At 71.9% G+C, this 13,519-nt stretch carries 16 protein-coding genes; 5 read left to right on the forward strand and 11 right to left on the reverse strand.

Features of this window, described 5'->3' with window-relative positions:
• Nucleotides 1-4 precede the first annotated feature (4 nt).
• Nucleotides 5-760 carry an SDR family oxidoreductase gene (locus tag ACFU8Q_RS12410; protein WP_384451675.1) on the forward strand — a complete coding sequence of 252 codons (756 nt, stop codon included), beginning with the start codon at nucleotides 5-7 and terminating at the stop codon, nucleotides 758-760.
• A gap of 197 nt (nucleotides 761-957) precedes the next feature.
• On the opposite strand, the gene amaP is transcribed toward ACFU8Q_RS12410, so the two are convergent.
• The 5 genes from amaP to ACFU8Q_RS12435 are packed head-to-tail and all read right to left on the reverse strand — an operon-like array spanning nucleotide 958 to nucleotide 3,297.
• Entirely contained in the window at nucleotides 958-1,536 is a 579-nt protein-coding gene (amaP, locus tag ACFU8Q_RS12415; RefSeq protein ID WP_384451713.1) for an alkaline shock response membrane anchor protein AmaP, read from the reverse strand.
• 5 nt (nucleotides 1,537-1,541) lie between these two features.
• Nucleotides 1,542-2,228: a DUF6286 domain-containing protein gene (locus ACFU8Q_RS12420; RefSeq protein ID WP_384451677.1), complete on the reverse strand. Its 687-nt coding sequence runs from the start codon at nucleotides 2,226-2,228 to the stop codon at nucleotides 1,542-1,544.
• The gene (locus ACFU8Q_RS12425) at nucleotides 2,225-2,587 is read right to left on the reverse strand and encodes a hypothetical protein (RefSeq protein ID WP_384451679.1); all 363 of its coding nucleotides are present in this window, start codon (nucleotides 2,585-2,587) and stop codon (nucleotides 2,225-2,227) included. Before ACFU8Q_RS12425 ends, ACFU8Q_RS12420 begins: the two co-directional genes overlap by 4 nt.
• Nucleotides 2,584-2,775, reverse strand: a complete 192-nt coding sequence (locus tag ACFU8Q_RS12430) for a hypothetical protein (RefSeq protein WP_266745425.1) — start codon at nucleotides 2,773-2,775, stop codon at nucleotides 2,584-2,586. The genes ACFU8Q_RS12425 and ACFU8Q_RS12430 overlap by 4 nt, the downstream gene beginning before the upstream one ends.
• Nucleotides 2,776-2,823: 48 nt before the next feature.
• Nucleotides 2,824-3,297, reverse strand: coding sequence for an Asp23/Gls24 family envelope stress response protein (locus ACFU8Q_RS12435; protein ID WP_384451682.1), 474 nt, complete (start codon nucleotides 3,295-3,297; stop codon nucleotides 2,824-2,826).
• A 91-nt stretch (nucleotides 3,298-3,388) separates the two neighbouring features.
• Here ACFU8Q_RS12435 and ACFU8Q_RS12440 point away from each other — a divergent pair, with 91 nt between their 5' ends.
• Nucleotides 3,389-4,165, forward strand: coding sequence for a hypothetical protein (locus tag ACFU8Q_RS12440; RefSeq protein ID WP_384451685.1), 777 nt, complete (start codon nucleotides 3,389-3,391; stop codon nucleotides 4,163-4,165).
• Between the two features lie 152 nt (nucleotides 4,166-4,317).
• Here ACFU8Q_RS12440 and ACFU8Q_RS12445 read toward each other — a convergent pair whose 3' ends face one another.
• The 3 genes from ACFU8Q_RS12445 to ACFU8Q_RS12455 all read right to left on the reverse strand — a co-directional run bounded on the left by ACFU8Q_RS12445 (nucleotide 4,318) and on the right by ACFU8Q_RS12455 (nucleotide 7,423).
• Complete coding sequence (locus ACFU8Q_RS12445) at nucleotides 4,318-5,109, reverse strand: enoyl-CoA hydratase/isomerase family protein (RefSeq protein ID WP_384451687.1); 792 nt, start codon at nucleotides 5,107-5,109, stop codon at nucleotides 4,318-4,320.
• Nucleotides 5,110-5,260: 151 nt separating this feature from the next.
• A complete protein-coding gene (locus tag ACFU8Q_RS12450; RefSeq protein ID WP_018518904.1) occupies nucleotides 5,261-5,482 on the reverse strand; it encodes a helix-turn-helix domain-containing protein in 222 nt (73 codons plus the stop codon).
• Between the two features lie 342 nt (nucleotides 5,483-5,824).
• A complete protein-coding gene (locus ACFU8Q_RS12455) occupies nucleotides 5,825-7,423 on the reverse strand; it encodes an ABC-F family ATP-binding cassette domain-containing protein (protein WP_384451689.1) in 1,599 nt (532 codons plus the stop codon).
• A gap of 282 nt (nucleotides 7,424-7,705) precedes the next feature.
• Between ACFU8Q_RS12455 and ACFU8Q_RS12460 the strand changes: the two genes are divergently transcribed.
• A complete protein-coding gene (locus ACFU8Q_RS12460; RefSeq protein ID WP_384451692.1) occupies nucleotides 7,706-8,119 on the forward strand; it encodes a VOC family protein in 414 nt (137 codons plus the stop codon).
• Between the two features lie 96 nt (nucleotides 8,120-8,215).
• Here the strand turns inward: ACFU8Q_RS12460 and ACFU8Q_RS12465 are convergent, their stop codons facing one another.
• From ACFU8Q_RS12465 to ACFU8Q_RS12475, 3 genes are all read right to left on the reverse strand, one after another.
• A complete protein-coding gene (locus tag ACFU8Q_RS12465) occupies nucleotides 8,216-9,526 on the reverse strand; it encodes a hypothetical protein (RefSeq protein WP_384451715.1) in 1,311 nt (436 codons plus the stop codon).
• Between the two features lie 185 nt (nucleotides 9,527-9,711).
• Nucleotides 9,712-10,839, reverse strand: a complete 1,128-nt coding sequence (locus tag ACFU8Q_RS12470) for an alpha/beta hydrolase (protein WP_384451695.1) — start codon at nucleotides 10,837-10,839, stop codon at nucleotides 9,712-9,714.
• Between the two features lie 104 nt (nucleotides 10,840-10,943).
• Complete coding sequence (locus ACFU8Q_RS12475; RefSeq protein ID WP_384451697.1) at nucleotides 10,944-11,603, reverse strand: class II aldolase/adducin family protein; 660 nt, start codon at nucleotides 11,601-11,603, stop codon at nucleotides 10,944-10,946.
• A gap of 298 nt (nucleotides 11,604-11,901) precedes the next feature.
• Here ACFU8Q_RS12475 and ACFU8Q_RS12480 point away from each other — a divergent pair, with 298 nt between their 5' ends.
• Nucleotides 11,902-13,167 (forward strand): anion permease, encoded by a 1,266-nt coding sequence (locus tag ACFU8Q_RS12480; protein WP_384451699.1) that lies wholly within the window; start codon nucleotides 11,902-11,904, stop codon nucleotides 13,165-13,167.
• Between the two features lie 63 nt (nucleotides 13,168-13,230).
• Nucleotides 13,231-13,461 (forward strand): hypothetical protein, encoded by a 231-nt coding sequence (locus ACFU8Q_RS12485; protein ID WP_266745434.1) that lies wholly within the window; start codon nucleotides 13,231-13,233, stop codon nucleotides 13,459-13,461.
• Nucleotides 13,462-13,519 lie beyond the last annotated feature (58 nt).

A 13,519-nucleotide genomic window follows, 5' to 3' on the forward strand; every position in this document is an offset into this window, starting at 1 on the left:
GCCCATGGATCTTGGACTGAAGGACCGCGTGTACATCGTCACCGGAGCGACCCGGGGGCTGGGCAACGCCTCGGCCCGGGCGCTGGCCGAGGACGGGGCGCGGGTGATCATCACCGGGCGGGACGAGAAGCGCGCCGAGGCGGCCGCCGCCGAACTGGGGCCGGACGCCGTCGGCCTCGCCGCCGACAATGCCGACCCCGCCGCCGCTCAGCGTCTGGTCGAGAGCGCGCACGAGCGGTTCGGGCGGCTCGACGGCATTCTCATCAGCGTCGGCGGGCCGGCGCCCGGCTTCCTCGCCGACAACACCGACGAGCAGTGGCAGTCGGCCTTCGATTCGGTGTTCCTGGGTGCGGTACGTCTCGCCAGGGCCGCGGCGGCCGCGCTCGGCGAGGGCGGGGTCATCGGTTTCGTGCTCTCCGGCTCCGTGTACGAGCCGATCGCCGGGCTCACGATCTCCAACGGGCTGCGCCCCGGCCTGGCCGGCTTCGCCAAGTCCCTGGCCGACGAGCTCGGCCCCCGGGGGATCCGGGTGGTGGGCGTGCTGCCGGGCCGGATCGACACGGACCGGGTACGTGAGCTGGATACGCTCTCGGGCGACGCGGAAGCCTCCCGCGCGGCCGGCGAGGCACGTATCCCGCTGCGGCGGTACGGCACGCCGGAGGAGTTCGGCCGGACCGCCGCGTTCCTGCTCTCGCCGGCGGCGTCGTATCTGACGGGCGTCATGCTGCCGATCGACGGCGGCTACCGGCACGGCTTCTGAACCCGCGCCTTCGGACCGGACCGACTACCGGCCCGGTGCCATCCCGAGCCGGACCGACTCCCGGGGCCGGTTCCATCCCCAGCCGGACCGACTCCCGGGCCGGTTCCATCCCGAACCGGACCGGTCTCCGAAGCGGCCCGGCTTCTTCGTTCCGTACCGTCGGACGGGCGGGCCGTTCAAGCCTGTCCGGCGGTACGTCAACTCACCCTTTCCGCACGGTGTTTGACCGCCCGCAGTCGCACCTCGGCCGGCAGCTCGGTCAGCCCCGCCGAATCCCGCGCATGCGCCAGCGCCTCGTCGGTGAGGCGGCCGAGCGCCTCGTCCGGCGTCGCGTGCGGTTCCATCAGCAGGCGGATCCTGGCATGCGGCGCACTGCGCCGGCCGGTCAGCGTGACCTGGGCTCGGGCCACCCCGTCCAAGGCCCCCGCCTCCTGGCCGAGCACCCCTTCCAGGGCCCGGCCCCGCAGCAGCGCGCCCTCGCCGTCGCCGCTGTCCACCAGCACCTCGGCGAGGCGGGCCCGGCGCAGTTGGGCCAGCAGCCACCACAGGGCGAGGACGACCACGACGGCGAGGACCGCGATCACCGTCGGCCACCACCAGCCCTCGCCGCGCCAGCGGTCCCGGTCGGCCTGACTGAGGAGCACATCGCCCTTGCCGTACCAGGGCCACCAGGACGGCACGGAGAGGCCGAGTCCCGCGGCGAGCACCGCGCCGCCGACGCAGATCAGTACCAGCCCGGCCAGGCCGAGCAGCACCCGGTTGACGGTCCTGAGCAACGGGCTCACCCCTTCTTCGCCGGACGGCGGACCTGCACGGACAGGCTGGGCGGCCTGGCCAGCCCCAGTTCCCTGACGGCGGTGGCGAGCACGGTGTCCAGATCGGCCCGCACGTCGTCGAGTTCGCGGAAGTGCGACACCGCGCGCACCCCGGCCCTGCCCCGGCCCATCCGGACCCGTACCGACTGCACGCCGGACACCTCGACGGCCCGGTCGCGCAGGACCAGCGCCGCCGCGGTGCGGTCGAGACCGGCGCGTACGCCGGGACGGTCGCAGCGCATCGGCAGCAGGTCTCGGAGTCCGGGGGTGACGGCGAGCACGAGCAGCCACAGGCCGATCACCACGGCGACCGCCGCGCCGGCCAGCACCCAGAGGTTGTCCAGCGGCCGCTCGGCGAGTTCACCGGCCAGCACACGGCGCCACCGCATCGCCGGCCGGCCGGCCCGTACCGCCGCCACGTCGTAGAGGAGGAGGCCGGTGCCGCCGAGGATCACCAGCGCGAGGACCGCCGCGGGGATGCGGCGCGGGGACCAGAACCGGCCCGCCCTGTCGCCGCCCCCCTGCTGTGCGGGCACCGGGTCGTACGCGGCGGACGAGGCGGACTGGTCGAGTTCGAGCACGTCCCCCTTTTCGACGGGCCGGGCGGCGGGCAGCCGCTGTTCACGGTGTTCCGGGTCGTGGGGCTCGGTCATCGGATCCTCCCCTGTGCCGCGATGCCCGCTCCCGTCGGGTGCAGGCGCTCGACCTGTACGGCAACCTCGGGCACTTCCATGCCTGCCAACGCCCTTACCCGTTCGGCGACATGCCGACGCACCCCGCCGCACTGGCGGCCGATGTCGGTGGGGTATCCGAGCTCCAGGCTCACCCGTACCCGGGCGGCGCCACGTTGCACCGTGACCGTGGCGCGCGGCGAGGCGCCGTGCTCCGGCGGCTCGTCGATCGCCTCCTTCGCCGCCTGTGCGGCGATCTTCGCGATCACCCGGTCGGCGATCCGGGTCTCCCCGCGCTCACCGGCGGCGATCGGGCCGCCCACCACCGACAACGCCGTCACCGCCGTCGGTCGCCGCGTTCGCGACCCCGGAAGAAGTCGCCGGGTTCCAGGTCACCTTCCAGGAACCGGCCGACGACGAAGCCGACCGCCCCCAACGCGGCCACCAGGAGAAAAGCCCCGAATCCGCCGAAGTAACCGGCGAATCCGAGCGCCATGCCGGCCACCATGCCGACCACCGCCATGTTCATCGTGCGCTCCTCAACTGCCTCGGTTCCGAGGCCTTCAGGTTCGGAGGCCTACTGAAGCCGTGGTTCGGGATGGTCCTCGTCGTCCGGCTCGTCGGGCAGTTTCACATCACTCACCGCGATATTGACCTCGACGACTTCCAGGCCGGTCATCCGCTCGACCGCCGCGATCACGTTCTCCCGTACGTCACCGGCGACGTCGATGATCGACACGCCGTAGTCGACGACGATCTCCAGGTCGAGTGCGGTCTGTGACTCGCCGACCTCTGCCTTCACCCCGCGGGTGACGGACTTGCCACCGCCGGGGACCCGGTCGCGCACCGCCCCGAACGTGCGCGAGAGACCGCTGCCCATCGCATGGACACCGACCACGTCGCGGGCCGCCATTCCCGCGATCTTCTCGACCACGCCGTCGGCGATGGTCGTGCGGCCGCGGGTGGCGGGGGCTCCCCCACCGCGCTTGATGATCGGGGTCGCTTCCTTGTCGGGGCTCTCGGGCCGGTTCCGCTGCGGAGTCTCGGTCATCGCCACTCTTCCCTTCGGGCAGGTTGGACCTCTTTGCCCACACTAAGTGCGCTTGCCCCGTCTCGCGCCGTGGATGCGGCAGGCTGGGGAGATGACGACGGCTGACGGTCCGCGCGGGGCCGACGGATGGACAGCGGCGGTACGGCAACGGCTCGGCCTCGGCCGGCTGCTTCCGCTGGGCGGTCCCTCGGACGGGGCCTGGATCTCGGAGCGGGCCGCGGTCGCGGTACTGCGCGGCGCGGTGGGCGGGCCTGGACCGGGGCCGGTGCTCGGGAAGCTCAGGATCTCGGTGGCCGATCCGGACGGGGCCCCGGCTCCGGAGGTGGAGCCACCGCCGAGTGCCCTGCCGCCGGGGCCGTTGCGGATGGAGGCGACCATGTCGGCGATGTCCGGTCTGCCACTGCCCGCCGCTGCCGCGGAGCTGCGATCGGCGCTGCTGGCGGCCGCCGGGCAGCGGCTGGGCCTGGTGGTCGAGGAGGTGGATCTCCGGGTGACGGAACTGCTGGACACACCACCCGTACGGCCGACTCCGGAACCGGCCGAGGCGCGCGAGGCGAGGGTCATTCGTTCGGATCAGGCCGGATCAGGGAGCGGCGCCGGGGCACGCGAGCCGATCCGAGCGAGAGGCCCTGGGCCCCAGGGGACGGCGGGGGCCGCTGCCGCGGGTGTTCCGGGTGTTGTGGCGCTGACCCGGGTGCTGGGCCACGCGGTGCACACGGGTCCGGGCCGAGTACGGGTCGAGCTGGCGACTGACTCGGGCCACCGGGCGCTCGACGTGGCTCGCGCGGTGCGGGGCGCGGTGGCGGCTGCGGTGGAGGGGCATCCCTCGGTCACGGTGCTGGTCACGGCAGTGGTGGAGCGGGACTGACCACCGGGCCCGGGACTGCCCCGCCGGGACTGCCGCACGAGACCGGGTCGCGACCACCAGGCGCGGCCGGCTCACCAGGCGCGGCCGATGCGGGACCGCTTGGCGATCAGGTCGGTCCCGCGGCCGGGGCGGGTCCCGCTCACGCCCCCGGCTCAGTCGGTGATGCCCGCCAGGTCGCGCAGACGGCGGCCCTGCGCGGCGCGTTCGGCGATGCGCTGCTCCTCGTAACCACGGGAGACAGCACCGCTCAGCAGCGCCTTGGTCTCCACGACCGCGTCGCGCGGGGCGGCGAGCAGTGCGGCGGCCAGGTCGCGGGCCGCCGCGTCCAGTTCATCGGCCGGGACCACGAGATTGGCCAGACCGGTGCGCTCGGCCTCCTCGGCGTGCACGAAGCGGCCGGTGGCGCAGATTTCGAGCGCGCGGGCGTACCCCACCAGGTTCACCAGGGGATGGGTGCCGGTGAGGTCGGGGACCAGGCCGAGGCTGGTCTCACGCATGGCGAACTGCACGTCCTCGGCGACGACGCGCAGATCGCAGGCGAGGGCGAGCTGGAAGCCGGCCCCGATCGCATGCCCCTGGACGGCCGCGACCGACACGATGTCGTTGCGGCGCCACCAGGTGAACGCCTCCTGGTACTCGGCGATGGTCGTGTCGAGCTCGGACTCCGGGCCGCGCGCCATGTCGAGGAAGGACGGCTCACCGTCGAACCCCTCGGGGGTGAACGCCTGCCGGTCGAGGCCCGCGGAGAAGGACTTGCCCTCGCCACGGAGCACGACGACCCGCACGCTGCCGGGCAGTGCCCGTCCGGCCTCGGTCAACGCCCGCCACAGAGCGGGAGACTGAGCGTTGCGCTTGGCCGGATTGGTGAGAGTCACCGTGGCAACCACGTCGTCGACGGTGAGTCGTACGCCGTCCTTGTCGAGCACAGAGTCGAGCGAGGTCATGGAGCGCCTCCGGATCGGTCAGTCAGCATGTCGAACTAAGTGACTGAACAGTAACCACCCGGTCGACAGTCTGGTCGACCGGGTGGCCACCGCCGAAACCGGTGAGCCCCGGGGCGGGCCCGGACGACCTGCCCCGATCCGCCGAAGGCCGTCAGGCCGTGGCGGCCTTCTTGCCCCGCGTCGCTCCGCCGCGTCCACGCAGCGTTACTCCGGACTCACTGAGCATCCGGTGGACGAATCCGTAGGAGCGGCCGGTCTCTTCGGCCAACGCCCGGATGCTCGCACCGGAGTCGTACTTCTTCTTCAGGTCTGCCGCGAGCTTGTCGCGCGCGGCGCCGGTAACCCGGCTGCCCTTCTTCAGAGTCTCGGCCACCCGTGCCTCCTCATGGGAAGTGCGCTCTGGACTCTCATGATCACCCCTCGGGGGCTTCATGGCCACCCATTCGGCAAGGTCCGTACATCCGGATTCCGGTCCGGGGAACGGGTCGACACAACCGGAATCCCCGATTCCACGGGGCTTCGGGGGCGGGTGGGGGCAACCTCGGGACGAACCGCCAGGTCAGGGCCACACGGGGAATGCGGCCCCTCATGGGTGCGCCCGGCAGGGATCCTGCCGGGCGCCGCGCCGAGGTACGAGACGTACTCACGCAGATGATGGATCACGCATGGGCCGAATGATCCATACGGAGTGGATCAGACGGTGAGCGGGCCGGGATCAGGCCAGCGCGACCAGATCCTGGTAGTCCGCGCCCCACAGGTCCTCGACACCGTCGGGCAGCAGGATGATGCGCTCCGGCTGGAGGGCCTCGACCGCTCCCTCGTCGTGCGTGACGAGGACGACGGCACCCTTGTACGTGCGCAGCGCGCCGAGGATCTCCTCGCGGCTCGCCGGGTCGAGGTTGTTCGTCGGCTCGTCCAGGAGCAGCACATTGGCGGAGGAGACCACGAGGGTCGCGAGCGCGAGACGGGTCTTCTCGCCGCCGGAGAGCACTCCGGCGGGCTTGTCGACGTCGTCGCCGGAGAAGAGGAACGAGCCCAGCGTCTTGCGGACCTCGACGAGATCGAGGTCGGGCGCCGCGGAGCGCATGTTCTCCAGGACGGTGCGGTCCGGGTCGAGGGTCTCGTGCTCCTGGGCGTAGTAGCCGAGCTTGAGCCCGTGGCCCTCGATGACCTCGCCGGTGTCGGGCTTCTCGGCGCCGCCGAGGAGCCGCAGCAGGGTGGTCTTGCCCGCGCCGTTGAGACCGAGGATGACGACCCGGGAGCCCTTGTCGATGGCGAGGTCCACATCGGTGAAGATTTCGAGGGAGCCGTACGACTTGGACAGCCCCTCCGCCATCAGGGGGGTCTTGCCGCACGGCGCCGGCTCGGGGAAGCGGAGCTTGGCGACCTTGTCGGAGACCCGGACGGCCTCCAGACCGGAGAGCAGCCGCTCGGCGCGCTTGGCCATGTTCTGCGCGGCGACGGTCTTGGTGGCCTTGGCGCGCATCTTGTCGGCCTGCGAGTTGAGGGCCGCGGCCTTCTTCTCGGCGTTCTGCCGCTCGCGCTTGCGGCGCTTCTCGTCTGCCTCGCGCTGCTGCTGGTAGAGCTTCCAGCCCATGTTGTAGATGTCGATCTGCGAGCGGTTGGCGTCGAGGTAGAAGACCTTGTTGACGACCGTCTCGACGAGCTCTTCATCGTGGGAGATCACGATGAAGCCGCCGCGGTAGGTCTTGAGGTAGTCGCGCAGCCAGACGATCGAGTCGGCGTCGAGGTGGTTCGTCGGCTCGTCGAGCAGCAGGATGTCGGCGTCCGAGAACAGGATGCGGGCCAGCTCGACGCGGCGGCGCTGACCGCCGGAGAGCGTATGGAGCGGCTGTCCGAGCACCCGGTCGGGCAGGCTGAGCGCGGCGGCGATGGTGGCGGCCTCGGCCTCGGCGGCGTATCCGCCCTTGGTGAGGAACTCCGTCTCCAGGCGCTCGTACTTCTTCATCGCCTTCTCGCGGGTGGCGCCCTTGCCGTTCGCCATCCGCTCCTCGTTCTCCCGCATCTTGCGCAGGATCTCGTCGAGACCGCGGGCGGAGAGGATGCGGTCGCGGGCGAGTACGTCGAGGTCGCCGGTGCGCGGGTCCTGCGGGAGGTAGCCGACCTCGCCGGCGCGGGTGATGGTGCCGCCGACCGGGTTGCCCTCGCCAGCGAGGCACTTGGTGAGGGTGGTTTTCCCCGCTCCGTTGCGGCCGACGAGGCCGATGCGGTCGCCCTTGGCAATACGGAAGGAGGCGGACTCGATGAGGATGCGGGCGCCGGCGCGCAACTCGATGCCGGAAGCGGTGATCACGGTAAAACTCCAAGGCGGGTGGACTGCGGACGGGACGACTAAGAGTTCGACTCGACGCCGTTACTCATGCACAAGGAGATTTGCCATACGGCTCATTCTACTGGCGGTGTGCAACTGCTTTTCCGCATGCGCCCACGGCACTTGTCCCGCACTCGCCGGGCGCCGCCGCTCCGTGCCGGGCCGGGCCGGATCGGGCCGTTGCCGGTGGCGGGTGGAAGACTGAGACGCAGATCACAGAGATCACAGAAACGGGTCCCGGGAGCACGAGAAGGGGTGAGCGTCATGGCAGGCGAACCGGCCGACGTTCCGACGATCTATCCGACGATTCTGTACGACGACGCGAAGGCCGCGATCAAGACGCTGACGGAGGGTCTCGGCTTCAAGGAGGAGGCGGTCTACGAGGGCGCGAACGGCCAGGTTCTCCATGCGGAGCTGTCCTGCGGCAACGGCAGGGTGATGCTCGGTTCCAAGGGCCGCGAGGGCGTCTTCGCCAAGGCGATGCAGGGGGCGGGCCCCGCCGGTGTCTACGTCGTGGTGGACGAGGTCGATGCGCATCACGCGCGGGCCGTGGAGCACGGGGTGGAGATCCTGATGCCGCCCACGGACCAGGACTACGGCTCGCGCGACTTCATGGCCCGGGACGGGGAGGGCAATGTGTGGACCTTCGGGACGTACGCGCCGGGGTCGGCGGGCTGACGCCCGGGCGGACCGACTGCCTGAGTGACCGGCTCAGCGGCGGACGCGCGGCCGGACGGGCTCGGGGCGGTCCCGTCCGGCGTGGTCGTACGCGCGTTACGCGCCGCCCGTGTGCACCTGGAACGCGGCCCGGCGCACCGCTTTGGCCAGTGCGGGGTCCGGGTGCGCGGCGGCCAGGGCCACGAGGACCTGCACGGTGCGCGGGTGACCGACGGCCCGTACCTCGTCCAACAGCGCCGGCACCGTGCCCTGGACGGCCGAGTCGAGGTGGCGGACCAGCAGCCCGATCTCGCCGTGGTCGGCGACGGCCGCCGCGGTGTCGACCCAGAGCCAGGTGGCCTCCTCCCGGCTGAGGACGTCCTGGGCGTCCTCGGGGTCGGTTCCGTCGTACTCGGCCAGCCAGAGCAGCGCGTAGGGGCGCAGCGAGGGGTCGGCGACGACGGAGCGCACCTCTGGTTCCGCCGGGGCGCCGACGACCCGGAGGGCTTCGAAGGCGAGGCCGCGCAGCAGTGCGTCCTCGCCGCGGGCCACGGCGAGGAGTTCGGCCACGGCGCTGCCGACGGGGCGGGCGGCGAGCCAGGCGCGGTATTCGTCGCGGGCCGGGCCGGGGGTGAGCCGGGCGCAGCCGAGCAGCATGTCGGCGGCGGACTGCTCGATGTTCCCGGCGGGGCTCTGGGCCGCGACGCAGATCTGCTCCAGCTTGACCCAGACCGCCCAGTTGCCGAGCGGGGTGAGGGTGGCGTGTCCGGCGCCGAGCGTGAGCGCGCCGACGGCGGCCAGTCCCTCCAGGGCCCAGTCGAGGAGCAGGGCGACCAGGGCGGCGGGGTGTGCGGCGGGGACGGGTTCGGCCGGTGCGGGCAGCGGCTGTGGTCCGTACGGCACCTCGCAGCGCTCCTCGTGGAGTTCGGCGACGCGCTGGCCGAGCAGATCCAGGAGGGCGGGCACGGTGACCGGGCCGGCCGAGAGCTGGAGGAGGGAAAGCACCTGGGGCACGGCCTCGACGGCCTCGGCGACCGCGGTGGACTCGATGCCCTCGGGTGCGGGGTGGACGAGCGACCAGGCGTCGAAGAGCGCCACCCAGCCGCGGAGCACGGCGGAGTCGTCGCGGTCCCAGGCGCGCAGCCGCCAGCCGGGGCGTGCGGTGCCGCCGTGCAGTTCGACGAGACCGGCCAGGCGGGCCCGGTCCCAGCCGGAGCGCACCTGGGCCGGGGACAACTCCAGGGCCGTCGCGGCCCGTTCGAGAGCCTGGGCGGCCGGTGGCGGTGCGCCGGGGAACGCGCCGTCGGCTGCCCAGTGGGCGATCCGTACGGCGTCGGCGAGGACCGTCCTGGCCTGGCGGGCCAGTTCCGTCCGGGGCGGGGTGCCCTCCGGAGGGCGGGGCGCCGGCCTGGTGCGGCGGGTGGTCACCGCCTTGCGAGCGGTGGCGATGGGTCGGGGGCGGACAAGTCGCAGCCTGGAGTCGCGCGGGGTACGGGACGTCACGGGGAGCAGTCTTGCCTCTGACGGCCCGAAAGCCCAAACGGAACCCGAATTCGCGGTGGAGGGGGTGCCCGGCGGGGTCCGGCACCAATCGGCCGATCCCCCTCATCGGGTCACATCAGGGGCGTGAGGAAGCGGCGCAGGGCCTCTTCGTAGTGGACCGGATCGGCATTCCACATCGCCGCATGCGGAGCCTGCGGTACAGCGTGCAGGGCGACCAGGTCCGGGCGGCGGGCGGCGAGATCGCGGGACGGCTGCCAGGGGGCCAGGGTGTCGTCCGGGCCGTGGAAGATCAGGGCCGGGACGCGCAGCTCCGATGCGAGGGAGCCGTCCAGGAGCCGGGCGCCGCGCAGCCCGGTCTGTCCCTGGGCGGCGCGGACGGCGAGCGGCAGCAGCGCGGTGGGGACGCCGTGGGCGACGGCCAGGGCGCGCAGCGTGGTGACCCAGTCCAGGACCGGGGAGTCGAGGACGAGACCGCGGATCCGGTCGCGCAGTGCGGAGTTGACGGCCGCGTGCAGCGCCATCGAGGCGCCGGTGGACCAGCCGTGCAGGACGACCGCGTCGGCTCCGTACCGGACGGCGAAGCGGACGGCCGCGTCCAGGTCGCGCCATTCGGATTCGCCGAGGTGGGCGAGGCCGTCGGGGGGACGCGGGGCTCCGGCGTCGCCGCGGTAGGCCAGGTCGAGGACGGGCAGGCGCAGGTCGTGCAGGAACTCCATGACGTTCATGGGGTGTTCCCTGGTCGTGCCGAGTCCGTGCACGGTGATGACCCAGGTGTCGCGGGCGCCGGGCAGGAACCAGGCGGGAAGCGCGCCCAGTTCGCCGGGGATCTCGACTTCCCTGTGGTCGAGGCCGAGGGCCGAGGAGGGATCGCCGCTGTGCAGTTGCGGGGTGATCCGGACCTTGGCGCCGGGTTCCAGGTTGCCGCGATTGACCCGCTCCAGTCGGCGGACGACGGTGTCGGGGGCGTGATGGGCGTGTTCGATCACCGGGCCGACGACCGCGTGGACGTCGTCGCCCACCAGTCCGTACCTGCCGGGCCGCAGTGCGGCGAAGGAGCGGGTCAGGGTGATCTGCCCGGCCGCCGTGGCGTGCACGGTGAGTCTGCGGTCGGCGGGGAGCGGTCGCCCGGACGGTGCCCTGAGCGCGGCATCGCTGGCGTACCGGCCGGCCGCGACAGCTGCCGCACCGACGCCGAGGATCGTGGTGACGGCTGCTGCCGTGACTGTTGCCGGGCGCACGGCTCCAGTGTCGGGTGGTGTGCCGAACCCTGCCAGCGGACGGGGGCCGTCCGGTGTCCCGGCAGAGGTGATCCCGAAAGGGGATACGGACAGCCGGGAGCGGGTCAGCCCGACTGTCCGTATCCCTTCAGGGCTTCCTGTACGTCGCGCAGCTGGGCCGGGGAGAGCAGGCTCGGGGTGTGTCCGGGTACGGAGCTCGCGGTGAGCCAGAGCCGGCAGAGCCATTCCAGTTGCGCGGTCCTGTCGTACGCCTCGTCCAGGCCGGCCCCGTAAGTGACGGTTCCGTGGTTCTGGAGCAGGCAGCCCGTACGGCCCCGCAGGGCGGTGAGCATGTTCTCGGCCAGTTCCGCAGTCCCGTAGCGCGCGTAGGCCGCGACCCGGACGGGGCCGCCGAGCATGGCGGCTGCGTAGTGGACCGCGGGGACCTCGGGGACCAGGGTGGAGACGGCCGTGGCGTGCACCGCGTGGGTGTGCACGACGGCGGCCGCGTCACTGTTCCGGTAGACCGCGAGATGGAGCGGGAGTTCGCTGGTCGGGGCAAGTTCACCGAGGATCCGGTTGCCTGCCAGATCGACGCCGACGACGTCCTTGGGGCCGAGCCGGTCGTACGGCACTCCGCTCGGAGTGACCAGGACCGTCCCGCCGACCCGGGCCGACACGTTGCCCGAGGTGCCGACGACAAGGCCGTCCGCCGCCGTCCTGCGGGCGGTGGCGACGACACCCTCCCAGGTCCGTTCGATCGCGTCCCGCTGCTGATCGCTCATGCGGAGATCCTGTCAGCTGCGGAGGCCCGGGTCAGCCCTGAGAGCGAACAGGCAAGCGGTCGGCCGAAGTCCTCACCATTACAAATCGGAAACGTTAGTAAATGGCGGCGATAAGGGCTGAAACGGGCCTCACGGGGCCCGGCGTCAGACTCATGCCGCCCGCCGAGGGCAAGCGGAGAACAAACAGAGCGACCCGACTCCGTTTGGAGTCACCGCGATGCCCTGTCCAGTTCATCTTCTGTTCACTCAGGTTGCCTACGGTCCACGTGCCAATGACGTCGAACGATTGCCTGGGTAAATGGAACACATCACGCTGCTCCTCGCGATTGTGATCGTGACAGCTCTAGTGTTCGATTTCACGAACGGTTTCCATGACACCGCCAACGCGATGGCGACGACCATCTCGACCGGCGCACTCAGACCGAAGACAGCGGTGGCCATGTCCGCCGCTCTCAATCTCGTCGGCGCGTTCCTGTCCGTGGAGGTCGCCAAGACGATCTCCGGCGGGATCGTCAACGAGGACGGGTTGCGGACAGAAGTCATCTTCGCGGCACTCGTCGGCGCCATCCTGTGGAATCTGCTGACCTGGCTGGTCGGGCTGCCGTCCAGTTCCTCGCACGCCCTGTTCGGCGGCCTGATCGGCGCGGCGGTGATGTCGGCTGGCTGGTCGTCGGTCAACGGCGGCACCGTCGTCACCAAGGTGCTGCTCCCCGCGGTCGCCGCCCCGATCGTCGCCGGTCTGGCCGCGCTGCTGGCCACCAGGCTGACGTACCGGATCGGCGGGAAGATCCGTAACGACGCCCAGGAGAAGGCCACCGCCAAGGGCTATCGCGCCGGTCAGATCGCCTCGGCCGGACTCGTCTCCCTCGCCCACGGCACCAACGACGCGCAGAAGACCATGGGCATCATCACCCTGGCGCTCGTCACCGGTGGCGTCCTGCACCCTGGCTCCAATCCGCCGGTCTGGGTGATCGTCTCCGCCGGTCTGGCCATCGCGCTCGGCACCTACCTGGGCGGCTGGCGCATCATCCGCACCATGGGCAGCGGCCTCACCGACCTCAAGCCGCCGCAGGGATTCGCCGCCCAGACCAGTGCGGCCACGGTCATCCTGGCCTCCTCACACCTCGGCTTCTCCCTCTCCACCACCCAGTCCTGCTCCGGCGCCGTGATGGGCGCGGGCCTCGGCCGCCAGGGCGGCGTGGTCCGCTGGTCCACCGCCACCCGGATGTTCGTCGCCTGGGGTCTGACCCTGCCGGCCGCGGGCCTGGTCGGGGCGGGCGCGGAATTCCTCACCAAGCAGGGCACCTGGGGCGTCGTGGTCGTCGCGGCGCTGCTGGTCGTGGGCTCCGGGGCGATCTGGATGCTGTCGCGCCGCAAGCCGGTCGGCCACGGCGATGTCGCACCGGCGGACGGCGTCGCCGAACCCGCGGGCGTCGTCACCACGGCCATCGCCGCCGTCAGCCCGCCGCTCACCGCGGCCCAGGCAGCGGCACAGGACCTCAAGACCACCATTCCGGCCCCGGCCGGAACCACCCCGGACCCGGCGCGACCCGCCACCGTCTAGGCCGACCCTCCAGGCCGGTCCGCCCGGGCCCGGCATCCAGGCCCGCTGTCTAAAGGATTCCGCATGAAAATCGACTGGGCAGCCCTCGGCACCGTCTTCGGTGTCTCCCTCGTCGCCACCGTCGCGCTGGTCGGCCTCTTCACCCTGGGCATCGTCGGCCTCTCGAAGCAGCCCGAACCGGCCACGCAGGGCGGCTCCGGCGGCTCACTGCTGCTGGCCCGCGCCGGCGCGTACGTCTGCTTCGCGCTGTGCGCGGCGGCGGTCGCGTACGGGATCTATCTGATCGTCGCCTGAGCCCCGCCCCGCGCGCTCCCTCTTCGGGCCGGACACACCTGTCTCTTATACACATCTC

It is taken from the genome of Streptomyces sp. NPDC057543 (assembly GCF_042801895.1).
Classification (GTDB): Bacteria; Actinomycetota; Actinomycetes; order Streptomycetales; family Streptomycetaceae; genus Streptomyces.

What these genes read in the sequence shown, in the direction of transcription:
- ACFU8Q_RS12460 (WP_384451692.1), top strand. Translation starts at nt 7,706, where the DNA reads ATGGCAGGCGAACCGGCCGACGTTCCGACGATCTATCCGACGATTCTG.
- ACFU8Q_RS12445 (WP_384451687.1), bottom strand. Translation starts at nt 5,109, where the DNA reads ATGACCTCGCTCGACTCTGTGCTCGACAAGGACGGCGTACGACTCACC.
- ACFU8Q_RS12435 (WP_384451682.1), bottom strand. Translation starts at nt 3,297, where the DNA reads ATGACCGAGACTCCGCAGCGGAACCGGCCCGAGAGCCCCGACAAGGAA.
- ACFU8Q_RS12440 (WP_384451685.1), top strand. Translation starts at nt 3,389, where the DNA reads ATGACGACGGCTGACGGTCCGCGCGGGGCCGACGGATGGACAGCGGCG.
- ACFU8Q_RS12430 (WP_266745425.1), bottom strand. Translation starts at nt 2,775, where the DNA reads ATGAACATGGCGGTGGTCGGCATGGTGGCCGGCATGGCGCTCGGATTC.
- ACFU8Q_RS12475 (WP_384451697.1), bottom strand. Translation starts at nt 11,603, where the DNA reads ATGAGCGATCAGCAGCGGGACGCGATCGAACGGACCTGGGAGGGTGTC.
- ACFU8Q_RS12410 (WP_384451675.1), top strand. Translation starts at nt 5, where the DNA reads ATGGATCTTGGACTGAAGGACCGCGTGTACATCGTCACCGGAGCGACC.
- ACFU8Q_RS12480 (WP_384451699.1), top strand. Translation starts at nt 11,902, where the DNA reads ATGGAACACATCACGCTGCTCCTCGCGATTGTGATCGTGACAGCTCTA.
- ACFU8Q_RS12420 (WP_384451677.1), bottom strand. Translation starts at nt 2,228, where the DNA reads ATGACCGAGCCCCACGACCCGGAACACCGTGAACAGCGGCTGCCCGCC.
- ACFU8Q_RS12485 (WP_266745434.1), top strand. Translation starts at nt 13,231, where the DNA reads ATGAAAATCGACTGGGCAGCCCTCGGCACCGTCTTCGGTGTCTCCCTC.